The 19020-nt window shown below is 71.8% G+C and carries 6 protein-coding genes (1 of these 6 running past the window's edge); 2 read left to right on the plus strand and 4 right to left on the minus strand.

The window, feature by feature from the left end; all coding sequences use genetic code 11:
- The 4 genes from ACFYWX_RS35545 to ACFYWX_RS35560 all read right to left on the minus strand — a co-directional run.
- Positions 1–13658, minus strand: the 5' portion of a protein-coding gene (locus ACFYWX_RS35545; protein ID WP_389428966.1) for a non-ribosomal peptide synthase/polyketide synthase. The gene continues 4312 nt to the left of window position 1, outside the view; 13658 of the gene's 17970 nt are visible here — the first part of the coding sequence; its start codon is at positions 13656–13658; its stop codon lies off the left edge, out of view.
- 547 nt (positions 13659–14205) lie between these two features.
- Positions 14206–15060: an ABC transporter permease gene (locus ACFYWX_RS35550; RefSeq protein ID WP_389428967.1), complete on the minus strand. Its 855-nt coding sequence runs from the start codon at positions 15058–15060 to the stop codon at positions 14206–14208.
- 124 nt (positions 15061–15184) lie between these two features.
- Positions 15185–16039: an ABC transporter permease gene (locus ACFYWX_RS35555; protein WP_389428968.1), complete on the minus strand. Its 855-nt coding sequence runs from the start codon at positions 16037–16039 to the stop codon at positions 15185–15187.
- Positions 16036–16947, minus strand: coding sequence for an ABC transporter ATP-binding protein (locus ACFYWX_RS35560; protein ID WP_389428969.1), 912 nt, complete (start codon positions 16945–16947; stop codon positions 16036–16038). The genes ACFYWX_RS35555 and ACFYWX_RS35560 overlap by 4 nt, the downstream gene beginning before the upstream one ends.
- 133 nt (positions 16948–17080) lie before the next feature.
- Here ACFYWX_RS35560 and ACFYWX_RS35565 point away from each other — a divergent pair, with 133 nt between their 5' ends.
- Positions 17081–18289, plus strand: coding sequence for a sensor histidine kinase (locus ACFYWX_RS35565; protein ID WP_389428970.1), 1209 nt, complete (start codon positions 17081–17083; stop codon positions 18287–18289).
- Positions 18286–18936, plus strand: a complete 651-nt coding sequence (locus ACFYWX_RS35570) for a response regulator (protein ID WP_389428971.1) — start codon at positions 18286–18288, stop codon at positions 18934–18936. The genes ACFYWX_RS35565 and ACFYWX_RS35570 overlap by 4 nt, the downstream gene beginning before the upstream one ends.
- Positions 18937–19020: the final 84 nt, after the last annotated feature.

The raw sequence follows: 19020 nt of genomic DNA on the forward strand, positions 1-19020 counted from the left end.
GCGCCGAGCCGGTTGAGCAGGACGGCCAGGGCCCCCTGGAGCACCATGAACATCGTCGCGCCCTCGGCACGCGCCAGCTCCGCCAGTCGGGCGTGGACGTCCGCAGGGATCTGTAGCGCCGCGTCGTGCCCGCGGTACGAGGAGACGGCGGGACGGAGGTGGTCGGCCGGGAGGTCCAGCTCCTCGGGGATGCCCGACAGGGCCTCCTTCCAGTACGCGACCTGCCTGCCCATCAGGCTGTCCGCGTCCCGTTCGTCGCCGAGCAGGTCGCGCTGCCAGAGCGTGTAGTCCGCGTACTGGACCGGCAGCGGCTCCCAGACAGGCGCCCGGCCGGCGCTGCGCGCCTCGTAGGCCGTCGACAGGTCCCGTCCCAGCGGTGCCGTCGACCAGCCGTCGCTGGCGATGTGGTGCAGGACGACGGCCAGCACCGGGTCGGCGCCGCCCTCCGGCTCGAAGAACCAGGCGCGGATCGGCACTTCGCCGGTCAGGTCGAAGGGATGCTCCGCAACCGTCTGCACCTCGCGTTCCAGGTCCGTCGACGCCACCGGGACGGCCTTGATCTCCCAGTCCAGCTCACCGAGCGCCAGAATCCGCTGATACGGCTCGCCGTCGACCGCCGGGAACACCGTGCGCAGCACCTCGTGCCGCCCGATCACGTCGCGGAAGGCGGCGTTGAGCGCCTCCCGGTCGGTGTCGCCGGGCAGTTGGAGCACCACCGGGACGTTGTAGGTGGCGCTCGACTCCTCCAACTGGCTGAGGAACCAAAGCCTCTGCTGGGCGTAGGAGAGCGGGAGGCTTTCCGGTCGCGGCATCGCTGTGAGGGGTGTGCGGGCGGTTTCGGCGCCGGCGAGGCGGGCGGCGAGGGCCGCGACGGTCGGGGCCTCGAACAGGGTGCGGATCTCGGTCTCGACACCCAGAACGATGCGGATACGGCTGACCAGGCGCACCGCGAGGAGGGAGTGACCGCCAAGGTCGAAGAAGTCGTCGTCCACGCCGACGCTCTCCAGCCCGAGGACCTCGGCGAAGGCCAGGCAGAGCAACTCCTCCTGCAAGGTCGCCGCACGGCGGCCGCTACCGGCCGAGGAGTTGCCGTAGTCCGGAGCGGGCAGCGCCTTGCGGTCCAGCTTCCCGTTCCCGGTCAGCGGCAGCTCATCCAAGACCACGACCGCCGACGGCACCATGTGCTCCGGCAGACGCCGCCCGATGAACTCACGTACCGCGGAAGGGAGTCCGCTGGTGTCCTCGTCCGGGTCGTCGGCGACAACGTATGCCACCAGACGGGTCTCCCCGGGGACGTCGGCGCGGGCCACGACGGCCGCCTGAGCCACCAGCGGGTACGCGGCAGCGACCGACTGCACCTCACCCAGCTCGACGCGGTAGCCACGGATCTTGACCTGCTCGTCGGTGCGGCCCAGGAAGACCACCCGGCCCTCCGCCGTCCAGCGGGCCCGGTCACCCGTGCGATACATCCGCACACCCGGCTCGAAGGGGTTCGCCACGAACCGCTCCGCCGTCAGCCCCGCACGCTGGACATAGCCGCGCGCCAGCTGCGCACCCGCCACATACAGCTCACCCGCGACACCCACAGGCACCGGCCGTAGAGCGGCATCGAGGACATAGAAGCGCGTGTTACCTACCGGCGAGCCGACCGGGACCAGGCCTGCGGCCGCGTCGTCCGCGCTCAGGCGGGTGGTCGCCACACCGATCGTCGTCTCCGTCGGACCATAGTGGTTGAACACCGCCGCATCGCCGGCCTGTTCGGTCAGCTCACGCACCAGCTCCGGGGATGCGGCCTCGCCGCCCAGGACCAGCGAACGTGCCGGCAGTACGCCCTCCACCCCGGCCACGGAAGCCAGCGCCGCCAGGTGGGAGGGAACGGCCTTGAGGAAGTCGATCCGATGCTCGGTCAGGTAGCCGGCCACCAGCGCCGGGTCGGTGACCGCCTCCTCGGGCAGAACATGCAGCTCGCCACCGGTCGTCAGGCTCGCGAAGACCACCGTGTTGCCCAGGTCGGTGGCCTGCGCCTGAAGAAGCGCATACCGGCCGCCCGGCACATCGAACCCGACCCGGCCGGGCACCGAGGACACATAGTTCGCCACACCACCGTGTGTGACCGCGACACCCTTCGGACGGCCCGTCGAACCCGACGTATAGATGACGTACGCCAGACCCTCCGCCGACACCGGTACGCCAGGCGCCGACACCGGCGCCGTCGCCAACTGCATCCGCAGGAGAGCGCCGTCGACGGCCACCAACCGCACGCCCACCGAGGGCAGTTCGTCGAGGATCTCCTCCGTGGTCACCACCAGCGCCGCCCGGCTGTCCTTCATCGCGAAGGCCACCCGCTCCGTCGGCTGCGCCGCATCCAGCGGCAGATAACCCGCCCCCGCCTTCCACACCGCCAAAATCCCGGCAATCATCTCGACACCACGCGGCAGCGCCAGGCCCACCACCGACTCGGCACCCAGACCCTGACTGATCAGATAGTGCGCCAGCCGGTTCGCCCGCGCATCCAGCTCCGCATAGGTGAGCCGCTCACCGTCGGCCACGATCGCCACCGCATCCGGCGTCCGCGCCACCTGCGCCTCGAACAGCTCCACCACCGACGAGGCCGCAACCTCCAGCGCCGTGGCGTTCCACCCAGTCAGCACCGTCTCACGCTCGACCGCGTCAGCCACATCCACCAAAGCCACCGCAACGCCCGGGTCGCGCGTCACCGCATCCAGCACCCGAACCCAGGCCGCAGCGATCCGCCCGGCCCACACCGGCTCGAACAGATCCGCCGACACCGTCACCGTGCCACGCACACCCGCCGGACGACCATCGACGTCGAAGTCCTCACCCACGATGACGTCGAGGTCGAACTTCGCCGCCGCGTCGTGGACCGTCGATGCGGAGGTTCCCTCAGCGGGCTCGCTCGTCTGGCCACCGGTAGCAAGGCCTGGCAAGTCGAGCACGGCCTCGACGGTGTTCTGTGTCGTGAGAACGACCTGGAAGAGCGGGTGGCGGGCCATCGAGCGGGCCGGCGCCAGCTCCTCCACCAAGCGCTCGAACGGCACATCCTGATGCGCCAGCGCGGACAGCGTCCGCTCCCGCACCCGGCCCAGCACCTCACGGAAGCTCGGCCACCCAGACAGGTCCGTCCGCACCACCAGCGTGTTGATGAAGAACCCGACCAAATCGTCGAGAGCCTCATCCGTACGACCTGCGTTCGCCGAACCGATCGGAATGTCCGTCCCCGCACCCAGCTTGGAGAGCAGCACCGCCAGCGAAGCCTGCAACACCATGAACGGTGTCACGCCCTCCGCCCGGGCCACCTCCACCAGCCGCTCATGCACAGCCGCCGGAACCTCCACCGGCACCTGATAACCCCGATGCGAACCCACCGCCGGACGCACCCGGTCGAACGGCAGACCCAGCTCCTCCGGCGAACCCGACAACGCCTCACGCCAGTACGCGAGCTGTTGCCCCATCACACTGTCGGGGTCGTTCTCCTCACCGAGGATCTCGCGCTGCCACAGGGTGTAGTCCGCGTACTGCACCGGCAGCGGCGCCCACTCCGGCGCCCGGCCCGCACTGCGCGCCGCATAGGCGGTCGACAGATCCCGCGCCAGCGGGCCCCTCGACCAGCCGTCACTGGCCACATGGTGCATCACCACGACCAACGCCCGCAGCTCCGCACCCGCCTCGAACAACCAGGCCCTGATGGGCAGTTCGGACGCCAGGTCGAAGCTGTACGCCACTGCCTCGGCGACCGCTGCGTCCAGCGCCTCGGGTGCGACCTCCTCCACCTGCAGCGTCCACTCCAGGTCCCCGATGTCGAGCATCCGCTGGTAGGGCTCGCCGTCGACCACCGGGAAGACGGTGCGCAGCACCTCGTGCCGTCCGAGCACGTCCAGGAACGCGGCGCTCAGCGCGTCCCGGTCCACGTCGCCGGTCAGTGGGATCACCGCCGGGACGTTGTAGGCGGCGCTGGGGCCTTCGAGCTGGTTGATGAACCACAGCCGGCGCTGCGCGAACGACAGCGGCACCCGCTCCGGCCGCTGCCCCGCCGTCAGCGCCACCCGCGCCCGATCCGCACCCACGAGCCGGGCCGCGAGCCCGGCGACAGTGGGCGCCTCGAACAGCCCGCGCAGCGGCACCTCCACACCCAGGATCGACCGCACCCGGCTCACCAGACGCACCGCGAGCAGGGAGTGACCGCCCAGACGGAAGAAGTCGTCGTCCACGCCGACGCTCTCCAAGCCGAGCACCTCGGCAAACACCGCGCAGAGCAGCTCCTCCTGCACGCTCGCCGGGCCCCGACCGGAGCCGGTGGAGTACACGGGCGCGGGCAGGGCCCCCCGGTCCAGCTTGCCGTTCACCGACAGCGGCAGGGCATCCAGCACCACCACGGCCGACGGCACCATGTAGTCGGGAAGACGGGAAGCAGCAAACTGTCGTACGACCTCAGACAGTTGGGCACGCGCGTTGTCGCCGTCGGCGACCACGTAGGCGACCAGACGCTTGTCGCCGGGGACGTCCTCACGGACGATCACCGCCGCCTGCGCGACCTGCGAGTGCGAAGCCACCACGTGCTCGACTTCACCGGGCTCGATCCGGAAGCCACGGATCTTCACCTGGTCGTCGGTGCGGCCCGCGAACACCAACTGCCCGTCCACCGTCCACCGCGCCCGGTCACCCGTACGGTACAAACGCTCGCCCGGCCCACCGAAGGGATGCGCGACGAACCGCTCCGCCGTCAGACCAGGACGGCCCAGATAACCCCGCGCCAGACCCGCACCCGCCACATACAGCTCACCGGCCACACCCACCGGCACCGGCGCCAAAAACTCATCCAGCACGAACACCCGCGTGTTGACCACCGGCGACCCGATCGCCACCTCGTCCACCGACGGGTCGCACGGCCAGAACGTGGCGACCACCGTGGTCTCGGCGGGGCCATAGGCGTTGAACATCCGCCGACCACGCGACCAGCGCGCCGCCGCCTCGGGCGGCAGGGCCTCACCGCCCGTCACCAGGACCAGGTCCTTGCCGACCGTCGTCTCGTCCAGCGTCGCCAGCACCGCGGGCGGCAGCAGCACATGGGTCACCGCCTGCTCGGCCAGCAGCTGCGCCAGAGGCGCGCCGGCCCGCTGGTCCGGCGGGATGACCACCAGGGTCGCGCCGGTCAGCAGGGCCATGAACCACTCCCACGCGAACGCGTCGAAGCCCACCGAGGCGAACTGCCCCACCCGGCCCCCGGCGCCCACGCCCAGAAGACGGCTGTGGCCCGCCCGCATGCTCGCCACACCCGCGTGCGAGACCAGCACGCCCTTCGGCCGCCCCGTCGAACCCGAGGTGTAGATCACGTACGCGGCGTCCTGCGGCCGCACCACCCCGTCCAGCGGGCCGCCGTCCAGCTCCGCCAGGTCCAGCTCCTCGACCAGCACCGCACCAGGCACCAGCGCCTGCGTGCCGGCCGACGCCAGCACCACGGCCGGCGCGGCATCCTCCACCATGTAGGCGACACGCCGCGCCGGATACTCGGGATCGATGGTCATGTACGCCCCACCGGCCTTCAGCACACCGAGCACCGCCACCAGCAGCTCGACACCACGCTCCAGGCAGACCCCCACCACCGACTCCGGACCCACACCACAACCGATCAGATAACGCGCCAGACGGTTCGACCGCGCGTCCAGCTCGGCATACGACAGGCTCACGCCGTCCGCGACCACAGCCACCGCCCCCGGAGTGCGCGCGACCTGCGCGGCAAACAGCTCCGGCACCGTCAGCGGGGCGACCTCGACCGCCGTGTCGTTCCACTCCACCAACGCCCGCCGACGCTCGACGGGGTCGACCACGTCCACCAGCGCCACCGGCTGAACCGGGTCGCTCGCCACGGCCTCCAGCACCCGGCCCAACCAGCGCGCGAGGCGCTCGACCGACTCCCGCTCGAAGAGATCGGCCGAGGCGACCACCGCGCCGTACAGGCCCGCCGGAGCACCGGAAGCGTCGAAGACCTCCCGGAGGCCGACCTCCAGGTCGAACCGGGACACCGCGTCCCCGGCCGACAGTCCGCCGGTCTCGACGCCCGGCAGGTCGAGCACCGCCTCGACCGTGTTCTCCAGCGTCAGGGCGACCTGGTACAGCGGGTGGCGCGACAGCGACCGGGCCGGGGCGAGTTCCTCGACCAGCTTCTCGAACGGGACGTCCTGGTGTGCCAGCGCGGACAGTGTGGCCTCGCGCACCCGGCCCAGCACCTCGCGGAACGTCGGCCGGCCCGACAGGTCCGTGCGCACCACGAGGGTGTTGACGAAGAAGCCGACCAGGTCGTCCAGCGCCTCGTCCGTGCGACCCGCGTTCGCCGAACCGATCGGGATGTCGGTGCCGGCTCCGACACGGTTCAGCAGGACGGCCAGTGCCGCCTGCAGCACCATGAACACGGTCGTGCCCTCCGCGGCCGCGAGCTCGGCGAGCTGCGCGTGGACGGCTGCCGGGACCTGCAGCGGTGCGCCGTGGCCGCGGTGGGTGGCGACGGCGGGACGCGCGTGGTCGCCGGGGAGGTCCAGCTCCTCCGGGATGCCGGCGAGCTGCTCACGCCAGTAGGCGATCTGGCGTGCCATCAGGCTGTCGGGGTCCTCGTCGTCGCCGAGGAGTTCGCGCTGCCAGAGGGTGTAGTCGGCGTACTGGACCGGCAGCGGCTCCCACTTGGGCGTCTGCCCGGCGCGCCGCGCCGTGTAGGCGGTCGACAGGTCGCGGGCCAGCGGGGCCCTCGACCAGCCGTCGCCGGCGATGTGGTGCAGGACCACGACCAGGACGTGGTCGTCCGCTCCACTGTGGAACAGCCAGCTGCGGAAGGGCACCTGCTCCGCCAGGTCGAAGGAGTGGTCGAACGCTGCGGCGACCGCGGCCTCCAGATCGGCGGGGGCGACGTCCACGAACTCCAGCTCCCAGGCCAGGTCGTCGAGGCCGAGGATCCGCTGGGAGGGCTCGCCGTCGACGGCGGTGAACACCGTGCGCAGCACCTCGTGGCGGCCGATGACGTCCCGCAGGGCGGCGTTCAGAGCCTCGCGGTCGACCTCACCGGTCAGCCGCAGCGCCACCGGGATGTTGTAGGAGGCGCTTGGGCCCTCCAGCTGGCTGATGAACCAGAGGCGACGCTGGGCGAACGAGAGGGGCACCAGTTCCGGGCGCTCCCGGCGCGTGAGCGGTGTCCGGGCCGTCTCGGCGCCCGCGAGCCGGGCGGCGAGGCCACCGACGGTCGGGGCCTCGAACAGGTCACGGACCTCTACCTCCACGCCGAGCAGCGTCCGGATCCGGCTGGTCAGGCGGACAGCGAGCAGGGAGTGGCCGCCGAGGACGAAGAAGTCGTCGTCGACGCCGACCTCGGGCACGCGCAGCACCTCGGCGAACACCTCGCACAGCACCCGCTCCGGCTCGTTCGCCGGTGCCCGCCCGGACCCGGCGCCGCCCGACAGCTCGGGCGCGGGCAGGGCCTTGCGGTCCAGCTTCCCGTTGTTGGTCAGCGGCAGCTCCTCCAGCACCACGACCGCCGACGGAACCATGTATTCGGGCAGCCGACGTCCGGCGAAGTCCCGTACCAGAGCGGGAAGTTCGGCAGCATCGTCGTCGGGGTCGTCGGCGACGACGTACGCGACCAGACGGACATCGCCGGGTACGTCCTCACGAGCGACGACGGCGGCCTGCGCGACCTGCGGGTGACCGGCGACGACGGGCTCGACCTCGCCGGGCTCGATCCGGAAGCCGCGGACCTTGACCTGCTCGTCCGCACGCCCCAGGAACTCCAGCCGGCCATCAGCACGCCAGCGCGCCACATCCCCCGAGCGGTACATCCGCGCACCCGGCTCAAACGGGTTCGCGACGAACCGTTCCGCCGTCAGCCCCGGCCGCTTCACATACCCACGCGCCAACTGCGCACCGGAAAGGTACAGCTCACCCGCCACACCCGGCGCGACCGGACGCAGCCCGGCATCCAGCACATACAGCCGCATGTTCGCCACCGGACGGCCGATCGGCACCACCGCACCGACCTCGTCCCCGGCCCGCACCTCGAAAACCGCACAGCCGACCGTCGCCTCCGTCGGACCGTACTCGTTCACCACCACCGACCCCGGCGCCCTCTCCAACAGCTCCCGCACCACCGAGCCGGGCAACGCCTCACCACCGACCACCCATGTGGACGCGGCACCGGCCACCTGGGCATCCGTCAACATCTCCACGAGCAACGGCAGGTGAGCGGGGACGGCCTTCACCAGACCGAAGCCACCACGCTCACGCACCAGCTCCGCCAGACCCTCCGCACCGCCCTCACCGCTCACCACCACCGGCGCACCCGAGATCAGCGGCACCACCACACTCGTCACCGTCAAGTCGAACGCCAGCGACGAGTGCAGCGGCGCACCGCCCGCCGTCTCATACGAACCCACCGCCCACAGCGCATAGTTCGCCAACGCTCCGTGCGGCACCGCCACACCCTTCGGGCGACCCGTCGAACCCGACGTATAGATCACATACGCCAGACCGTCCGCCGACACCGACACCTCAGGCGCCGCCACAGGCAACGTCGACAACTGCATCGCCGTCAGCGCGCTGTCCACCGCCACCAACCGGGCCCGCCCGGCGGGAAGTTCGTCCAGCACCTCCTCGTCGGTGAGGGTCAGCACCGCGCCGCTGTCCGCGAGCATGAAAGAGATCCGCTCCACCGGATACGACGGGTCGATCGGCACGAACGCCGCCCCCGCCTTCCACACCGCCAGAATCGCGACCACCGCGTCCAGCCCGCGCGGCAGGCACACGCCCACCAGTGACTCAGCGCCGACCCCCTGACCCAGCAGATAGTGGGCGAGCCGGTTCGCCCGAGCGTCCAGCTCCGCGAACGACACTTCCTCGCCGTCCACCACGACCGCCACCGCATCCGGCGTACGCGCCACCTGCGCGGCGAACAACTCCGGCGCCAGAGCCGAACCCAGCTCCACCGCCGAGTCGTTCCACTCCACCAGGACCCGACCGGACTCGGCCTCACCCAGCACGTCCACCGAGTTCAGCGGCGTGTCGGGCCCGCCGTCGAGGGCTGTCCCCAGCGCCGCCGCGAGGTTGGCGACGGCGACGTGCATCAGCTCGGCGACCGCCTGCGGAACGATCGGGGCGATGGCGTCGATCGTCACGTCGAGCGTGTCGCCGTCGTCGGTCACGGCGACGGACAGGGGGTAGTTGGTCCGGTCGTGCTCGTAGACCATGCGGATGCCGCCGGCCGTGCCCTCGGGGCCGTCGCTCCGATCGGTCTCCGCACCCTGTGTGCCCTGGCTGTGGCGGTAGTTGAAGAAGGAGGTGAACAGCGGGCTGTTGCCAGGCACGCCGCTGGCGCGCTGCGCGACCGCCAGGGGGGCGTGCTCGTGCTCGAGCAGCTCGGCGAGCTGGCCACGCATCACCGACACGGCCTCCAAGGCGCCGAGTTCACCGGTGCGCAGGCGGACGGGGAGGGTGTTCATGAACGGGCCGAGGACGCGGTCGGAGCCGGTGCCGGCGTTCATCCGGCCGAAGAGGACGGTGCCGAAGACGACGTCGGTACGGCCGGAGACCGCCGCGAGCACCCGCGCCCAGGCGACGTGCAGGACGGACGCCGGACTGACGCCGATCCGCCGGGAGGTCTCCCGGATCCGGTCGGTCAGGTCCTGCGGCAGGGTGAGCGCGTCGCGGACCACACCGCTGCCGTCGCCGCGCGCGGCGACCAGGCCGTACGGCGCGGTCGGCTCGTCCACGTCCCCGAGCAGCTCGCCGAAGTAGCGCTCGTGTTCGGACTCGTCGACGGCGCCGCGCGCCTGGGCCACGAAGTTGCGGAACGGGAGCGGCTCGGAGAGTTCGTCGCCGCGCCCGGTGAGGAAGGCGCGCACCTCCGTCAGCAGGACCTCCTTCGCGGTGTGGTCCTGCACCATGTGGTGCATCCGGATCAGGGCGAGCCACCGGCCGTCGGCTCCGCCCTGCGGTGCCTGGGCCACGTGCAGGCCGATCAGCGGGGCCCGGCTGAGGTCCATCGGCGTGCTGCCGACCGCCACCAGCTCGGTGATCGGGTCGTCCCCGTTCGGGGTGAGGGCGACCTCCGCCACCTGGAGTTCCGCCCGGCGCCACACGACCTGGACCGGTTCGCGCAGGCCGTCCCAGACGATGCCGGTGCGCAGGACGTCGTGCCGGTCGACCACCTGCTGCAGGGCGTCCAGGAAACGGTCCAGGAGCTCGCGCGAGTCGAACTCCAGCACCGTGGGGAGGGCGTAGGCATCCTCGCCGGCGCCGGCGAGCAGGTGGTGGAAGAGCAGGCCCTCCTGCAGCGGGGCGAGCGGGTAGATGTCCGCGATGTTCGCGGCGCCGCCCTCCACCGTCGCCGTGATCCGCTCGATCTCCTCGGCGGTGACGTCGACCAGCGGGAGCATCTCCGGCGTGATGGCGGTCGCGCCCGCCGGGATCAGGTTCTCGGGCACCGTGACCTGGGCGGCACCGCCGGACACGGCGAGCCCTGCCGGGGTCGGGCTCTCGAAGAGCGCACGCACGGAGACCGGGACGCCGCGGGCACGCAGCCGCTCGACGAGCCGGACGGCGAGCAGCGAGTGGCCGCCGAGGGCGAAGAAGTCGTCGTCGGCACCGACCCGCTCAAGGCCCAGGGCCTCGGCGAACTCCTCGCACAGGACCTGCTCCTGGCGGTTCGCCGGGGGGCGTCCGCCGCCGACGGTGAACTCCGGGGCCGGCAGCGCCGTGCGGTCGAGCTTGCCGTTGACGGTCAGCGGCAGGGTGTCCAGCAGGACGACCGCCGCCGGGACCATGTACTGCGGCAGTCGTGATGCGACGAACTCGCGTACGGCGGAGCCGAGTCGGGCCTGGTCGGCGGTGGCCTGAGCCGGGACGACGTAGGCGACCAGGCGGACGTCGCCGGGGGTGTCCTCACGGGGGACGACGGCGGCCCGGGCGACCCCGGGGTGCTCGGCGACCACGGCCTGCACCTCGCCGGGCTCGATCCGGAAGCCGCGTATCTTGACCTGCTCGTCCGCGCGGCCGGCGAAGACCAGCCGGCCGTCCTCCGTCCAGCGCACCCTGTCGCCGGTGCGGTAGAAACGCTCGCCGGGCGCGTACGGGGAGGCGACGAACCGCTCCGCGGTCAGATCCGCTCGGCCGACATAGCCGCGGGCCAGCTGCGCCCCGCCGATGTAGAGCTCACCGGTGACGCCGGGCGCGACCGGCTGGAGGTCGCGGTCCAGGACGTACATCCGGGTGTTGGCCACGGGCCCGCCGAAGGGCACCGCGCCGGTGCCGTCGGGGTCGACCTGCCCGACGGCCGTGATCACGGCCGCCTCGGTCGGCCCGTAGGCGTGGACGAGCCGCCGGTCGCGGGCCCAGGCCCGGGCGAGGGCGGGATCGATGCCCTCGGAGCCGACGACCATGGCGCCGACCCCGGCCAGGTCCTCCAGTTCCAGGACGGCGAGCAGCGAGGGCACGAGGCTGGCGGAGCGGACGCCGGCCGACTGCACGAGGGCGCGCAGGAGGGCGGGGTCGGAACGCTCGGTCGCGCTCGCCACGACGAGGGTGCCGCCGTGGGCGAGGGTGACCGCGACGTCCAGGACGGAGGCGTCGAAATTGAACGAGGCGAACTGGAGGACCGGGACGCCCGGGCCCACCTCCATCAGGGGTCCGAACACCGACACCAGGTTGGCGAGGGCGGCGTGGGCGGTGGCGACGCCCTTCGGCCGGCCGGTCGAGCCGGAGGTGTAGATGACGTAGGCCAGTCCGGCGGGGGTGAGCGGGCTGTGCGGGGCCGTGGCGGGCAGGGCGGCCGGCTCCGCGGCCTCCTGCGGGTCGTCGAGCCACAGCACCCGGTCGGCGTCGAGTTCGGCTGCGACGCCGTCGGCCGCACCCCGGGTGCTGAGCACCACGCGGGCGCCGCTGTCGTCGAGGATGTACGCCAGGCGGTCGACCGGGTGCTCGGGGTCGAGGGGCACGTAGGCGCCGCCGGTCTTCCAGACGGCGAGGATCGCCGTGACGATGTCCACGCCGCGCGGCAGGCAGAGGCCGACCACCGATTCGGCGCCCACGCCGAGGGCGGCCAGTTGGTGGGCGAGCCGGCCCGCGCGGGCGTCGAGTTCGGCGTAGCTGACCTCGGTGCCCTCGTGGACCACCGCGACGGCGTCCGGAGTCCGCTCGACGTGCTGGGCGAACAGGTCGGGCAGCAGGCCCGGCCCGACCTCGGCCGCGGTGTCGTTCCACGCGGTCAGCAGCCGGACGCGCTCGTCCGCGGCGAGGACGTCGACGGTGTCGATCCGGGCCTGGGGCCGGGCGGTCAGTTGCTCGAGGACGCGGGCCAGCCGCTCGGCGATGCGGACGGCGGACGCGGCCTCGAAGAGGTCCGCGTTGACGATGACCGAGCCGCGCAGACCGGCCGGGGCACCGGTCTCGTCGAAGGCCTCCTCGGCGACGACCTCCAGGTCGAACTTGGCGACCGTGCCGATGGGTCCGGCGGCCGTGGCCGGCTCCGCGGCGGGTCCCTCGGTCCGTGCGGCACCGAGGTCGGCCTCGGCGCGGGCGAGGTTCTCCACGCTGAGCATGACCTGGAACAGCGGGTGGCGGGCCAGCGTACGGGTCGGGGCGAGGTCTTCGACGAGCTTCTCGAAGGGGACGTCCTGGTGCTCGAAGGCCGACAGGTCCGTCTCGCGCACCCGGGCGAGGAGTTCGGTGTAGGTCGGGTCGCCGGAGACGTCGGTGCGCAGCACGAGGCTGTTGATGAAGAATCCGACCAGGTCGCGCAGGCCGACGTCGGTGCGGCCGGCCACGGCTGTGCCGATCGGCAGGTCGGTGCCGGCGCCGAGCTTGGACAGCAGCACGGCGAGCGCGGCCTGCAATGCCATGAAGACGGTCACGCCTTCGGCCCGGGCCAGCTCGACCAGCCGGGCGTGCGTCTCGGCGGGGATGTCCAGCGGGGTGCTGTGGCCGCGGTAGGAGGCCACCGGGGGCCGGGTGTGGTCGTAGGGGAGCTCCAGCTCCTCCGGGGCGCCGCTCAACGTGTTCTGCCAGTACGCGATCTGACGATTCATCAGGCCCGTCGGGTCGGCCGGGTCGCCGAGCAGTTCGCGTTGCCAGAGGGTGTAGTCCGCGTACTGGACCTGCAGCGGCTCCCAGGAGGGCGCCCGGCCCTCGCGACGGGCCGCGTAGGCGGCGGAGACGTCGTCGGCCAGCGGGCGCAGCGAGTAGCCGTCGCCGGCGATGTGGTGCACCACCACGGCCAGCACGTGCTCCGCCGGGGCGGTGGTGAACAGCCAGGCCCGGATGGGGAGTTCGGCGGACAGGTCGAAGGCGGTCGTGGCCGCGTCGGCCAGCGCGCGGTCGAGCTCGGCCCGGGCGGCGGACGGCTCGTGGCCGGAGAGGTCGACCCGCTCGAGGGCCCAGTCCAGCTCCTCGATGGCGTGAATGTGCTGGTAGGGCTCGCCGTCGGCCACGGCGAAGGTGGTCCGCAGGACCTCGTGCCGTTCCAGGACGTCGCGCAGGGCCGCGGCGAGGGCGTCCTGGTCGAGTTCGCCGGCCAGCGGCAGGGCAAGGGGGATGTTGTAGTGCGCGCTCGGCCCCTCCACCTGGTGGATGAACCACAACCGGCGCTGCGCGTATGACAACGGAATCATCAGGACCCCTCCTGCTTACGTCCTCGCCGCGACGTCGGCCGAGGCTGACTGGTGATCTCCGGCCGTTCTCCCGGCCCTGCGGCCGGCACGGCCGACAGCGTCGGTGGGCACGGCTGTGAGGACCGCACGGAATTCCTCCGCCCGGTCCGGCCTGTCACAACCGCTCGTGCTTGGGCCCTCGGTCGATTCCGGTTGCCGACAGCGCCGTGTCGACACCGATTCCGGCCCGGCAAAAGCCCCCTGTTTCATGCTCTGGTCGTACGGGGCCACCGCGGCTTCCCCGGCAGTCACTATGGCCCACCGCCCAGCGGATGATCAATGTTCGGCCCACGTGCCGGTAAACCGGCCCGGACAGCGTGAGAAAAGCTTGGGAGGGGTGTTCAAAGCGGCTGTTCAACTGGCCTCGCCGGGCCAGTTGAACAGTGCAGAAAATCGGCCTGCTCGAATTCTTGACAAACGGCTAGGCCGAGGTTTTTCCATACATGAACAAAGGAAAGGCGCGGGCCGTATTGGCCCGCGCCGGGGAGAGGATCCTGTCGAGCGCCGCTCACTGGTCCCGATGGTTCGCGGAGAAGATCGTCAGCGCCGCGGAAACCAGCGCCCAGACGGCGAGAACGATGCAGGCGCCCCCCACCGTCCACGGCCACTGCTCCCCGAGGTCCTGTTCGCGACCGATGCGGCCCCAGGCCTGCAGGACCGTCATGTGCAGGAAGCTCGCGCTGAGGCGACTGTTGTCGTTCAGCAGCGTGGGAAGGACGAAGAGCAGGGCGGTGGTGGCCACGATGGTGATCACGGCGTGCCGGACCACCGCGGCCACTCCCATGCCCACCAGTGCGGAGACCGGAGCGAGCAGCGTGGCGGCCAGGAGCAGGCGCGGGATCCCGGTGTGCCCGAGGCCCACGGCGATGTCCTGACCGGACAGGACGGCCTGGGCGGCACCGTAGGAGAGGAACCCCACGAGCGCGCCGAAGAGGGCCGTGGCGACGGCGACCACCGCCACCTTCGCGGCCATCACCGAACCACGGGCGGGAACGGCTGTGAAGGTCGTCCGGATCATGCCGGTGGTGTACTCACCGAGGACCGCGATGGCACCGATCGCACCGGCACCGAGCATCAGCATCGTCGCGGAGCCGGTCGGGAAGGAGTCGGGCACCAACCCGAGCATCCGGAACAGCGCCCGCCGCTCCTCGTCGGCCTCCGCATACTGCCGGGCGTCTCCCCTGGCGTTGGCGCTGGTGCTCGTGAGCACCATCGCCGCCGTGGCGACGAAGGCCCACAGGGTCGACCGCAGCGACCACAGCTTGATCCACTCGGCGGCGAAGAGGTCACTGAAGCGGGCCCGGGGCTCCAACGGCGACACGCTGGGTACCGCCGTCTGGTCCGTAGTCGTCGGCGCGGTCACTCGGTCTCTCCTTCAAGGTACTCGACACTGTCGGCGGCCCGTTTCGAGGAACGCCGCCTCCAGCGGGACGTGCTCCGGCGGGCAGCTCGGCCCGCCGGGCGGAAGGGGCCAGCGGCAGCGCCGCTCACTGGTCCCGGTGGTTGGGGGTGATGATGGCGAGCCCGGCCGCGATCAGCGACCAGACCACGAGCACGATGTAGGCACCCCCCACCGTCCACGGCCACATCTCCCCGACGGCCTGGTCGTAGCCGATGCGCCGCCAGGCCTGCAGGATCGTCATGTGCAGGAGGCTCGCGCCGAAGTGGCTCTGGCCGTTGATCACCGAGGGAATGACGAAGAGGAGGGCGATCGTGACCACGATGGTCAGTACGCTGTGCCGGATCAGCGCGGCCAGCCCCATGCCCACGAGGGCGGCCACCGGAGCGAGCGCCGCGGAGGCGATGAGCAGGCGCACGATCCCGGGGTGCCCGAGGCCCACGCCGACGTCCTCACCGGACAGCACGGCCTGAGCCGCACCGTACGAGAGCAGTGCTGCGACCACACCGAGGGCGGTCGCCGCACCGACGATCACCGCCACCTTCGCGGCCATCACCGAACGGCGGGCCGGTACGGCCGTGAAGGTCGTCCGGATCATTCCGGTGGTGTATTCACCGAGGACCGTGATGGCACCGATGGCACCGGCGCCCACGATCAGCATGGTGGCGGCGCCGGTGTTGAAGGTGGCGGCCACCGTCCCGAACGCCCGGAAGTACGCCTGGTCCTTCTCGTTGTTCCCGGTGTAGTGGTGCGCGTCGGCGACGGCGCCGGTGATGGTGATGGTGAGGATCACCGCCACCGTGCCGGCGAAGGCCCAGGGGATCGAGCGCAGGGACCACAGCTTGATCCACTCGGACGCGAGCAGATCGCTGAACGAGGCCTTGGGCTCCAGTGGCCGCTCGTCGGACACCGGGGTCGTCTTCGATGTCGTCTGCGCGGTCACTTGGTCTCTCCCGCGACGTACTCGACGCTGTCGGCGGTCAGTTCCATGAACGCCTCCTCCAGCGAGCTGGTGTGGTTGGTCAACTCGTTCACCAGGATGCGGTTCTGGAACGCGATCTCCGCGATCCGGTCCGCGTCCAGCCCGACCACCTTGAGCTTCCCGTCGGGTTCGCGCTCCACCTCCGCGCCCTCGTCGGTGAGCAGCGGCAGCAGCGCCGCCGGGTCCGGCGTACGGACCGACACGCTCCGGCGGGCCCCACGGGCCGCGAACTGCGCCACGCTCTCCACGGCGATCAGCTCCCCGCGGCCGAGGACGACGAGTTGCTCGGCGGTGTGCTCCATCTCGGACATCAGGTGACTGGAGACGAAGACCGTGCGTCCCTCGGCGGCCAGGCGGCGGAACAGGCCGCGCACCCAGTGCACGCCCTCCGGGTCGAGCCCGTTGAGCGGTTCGTCGAAGAGCAGTACCGGCGGGTCGCCGAGCAGCGCGGTGGCGATGCCGAGGCGCTGGCGCATGCCGAGGGAGAAGCCGCCGATCCGGCGGTCCGCCGCGTCGGCGATGCCGACCTCCCGCAGCACCTCCTCCACCCGGCTGCGCGGGATCCTGTTGCTGCGCGCCAGCGCCCGCAGGTGGGCCCGGGCGGTGCGCCCGCCGTGCACGTCACCGGCGTCCAGCAGGGCGCCGACGTGCCGCATGCCACGGGGCAACGAGCGGAACGGACGGCCGTCGACCGTGACGGTCCCACTGGTGGAGGTGTGCAAGCCGAGGATCAACCGCAAAGTGGTGCTCTTGCCGGCCCCGTTGGGGCCGAGGAACCCGGTCACCTGACCGGGGTGCACGGTGAAGCTCAGGTTGTTGACCGCCAGCTTCTTGCCGTAGCGCTTCGTCAGCTCGTGGACTTCGATCATAGGGACCATCGTGCTGCCGGCGCGGGTTGCGCACATCGCACCTGTGGTGACACTTGCGCGCCCCTGCCTGTCAGCCACGGTCGTACACCCGTGGTCCGATGCCCGCTCGGGAACGCCTGGCTACTCTCGGCGTATGTACGCCACGCTGATTCTCCCGCTGCTCAAACGCGTGCCGCCAGGCGCCTGGACAGCCCTCACCTGGCTGGTGGTCACCCTCTACCCCACGCTGCTCGTCGGGCGGAGCGGTGCCGCCGCCTGGTTCAGCGGCGCCGCGATGGGCGGCCGTTCGGGGGCGATGAGCCGGGACTGGGCCATGGTGGGCGCGGCGGCACTGTTGGCGCTCGCGGGCAGCGTGCTGCTGGCGCGGCGGCCGTTGGCCGGTCTCGCCCTGCTGATCGCCGCCTCGGTGAGCGTGACCAAGGGCTGGTCTTCCGGTTCGCAGTTCCCGCCGCTGCAGTTCCTCTCGGCGGACATCGCCCTGCTCGTTATCACGGCCACCCGGCCCCGGCGAACCGCGCGCATCGCGGCGGGCATGCTGATCGGCGTCCTGCTCGCGCACATCCTCATGGTTCCGCTCACCGACACCGGCGACGCCCAGGGTGCGGTGCTGCTGGCCGTCATCTCCCTGTTGATCGGCCACTCGATGCGCCAGGCCCGCGACCACGCCAAGGAGCTCAGCGCCCAGGCGGCCGCCCGGGCGGTCACCGCCGAGCGCCTGCGGATCGCCCGTGAGCTGCACGACATGGTCGCGCACACCATCGGCATCGTGGCCCTGCAGGCCGGCGCCGCCCGCCGGGTCATCGAGACCCAGCCGGACCGGGCCCGCACCGCCCTGGGCGAGATCGAGACCGCGAGCCGGGAGACGCTGGCCGGGCTGCGCCGGATGCTCGGCGTCCTGCGGCAGCCGAGGCCCGGTGCGGACGCCGAGCCGGCCCCGTTGGAGCCGGGCCCCGGTCTGGCGAACGTCGACCGGCTGGCGGCGACCACGGCGGCCGCCGGCGTCCAGGTCGACGTGCGGTGGAGCGGCGAGCGGCGGCACCTTCCCCCCGAGGTCGACATGTCGGCCTTCCGGATCGTCCAGGAGGCGGTCACCAACGTGGTGCGCCACGCCGACACCAAGGCATGCCAGGTGTCCATCGACTGCCAGGAGTCGGAGCTGTTCATCGAGGTCCTCGACCGGGGCCGCCGGCACCCTCCCAGTGGCGCCGCCGGGTCCGGCTTCGGGCTCGTGGGCATGCGCGAGCGGGTCGACCTGCTCCGCGGCGAGTTCTCCGCCGAGCCGCTTCCCGAGGGCGGCTTTCGTGTGGCTGCCCGTCTTCCCGTCCCGGAGGTGGTCCGATGACGATCCGCGTGCTGCTGGCCGACGACCAGCAGCTGATCCGCACCGCCCTGCAGCTGGTGATGGCCGACACCCCCGACCTGGAGGTGGTCGGCGAGGCCGGCGACGGCGCCGAGGCGGTGGAACTGACCGCCGCCCTGGAGCCCGACGTCGTGGTGATGGACATCCGGATGCCCGGCATGGACGGCATCGAGGCCACCCGGAAGATCACCGCCGGCCCCGGCAAGGCCCAGATCCTGGTCCTCACCACCTTCGACGACGACGACTACGTCTACGGCGCACTGCAGGCCGGCGCCTCCGGCTTCCTGGTCAAGGACATGGCCCTGGACGACATCCTGGCCGCGGTGCGGGTGGTCGCCGACGGCGACGCTCTGATCGCCCCCAGCGTCACCCGCCGGCTGATCAAGGAGTTCGCCGGCCGCCCGACCGGCGCGAAGGCTCGGCGGACCCTCACCGGCATCACCGGCCGCGAGCGCGAGGTGCTCACCCTGGTCGCCCAGGGGATGTCCAACACCGAGCTGGCCGAGCACCTGGTGATCAGCGTCGCCACCGCCAAGACCTACGTCACACGGCTGCTGGCCAAGCTGAACGCCCGCGACCGGGTCCAGCTGGTGATCATGGCTTACGAGGCCGGCCTGGTGACCCCGTAACCACGGCCGGGTGCACGGGCGGCCGGTACGCGCGCGCCCCGACCCGATCCGCCGTCGACGGCCGGCTGTCGCGTCCGCTTCCAC

The organism is Streptomyces sp. NPDC002888, from assembly GCF_042888465.1.
GTDB lineage: Bacteria > Actinomycetota > Actinomycetes > Streptomycetales > Streptomycetaceae > Streptomyces.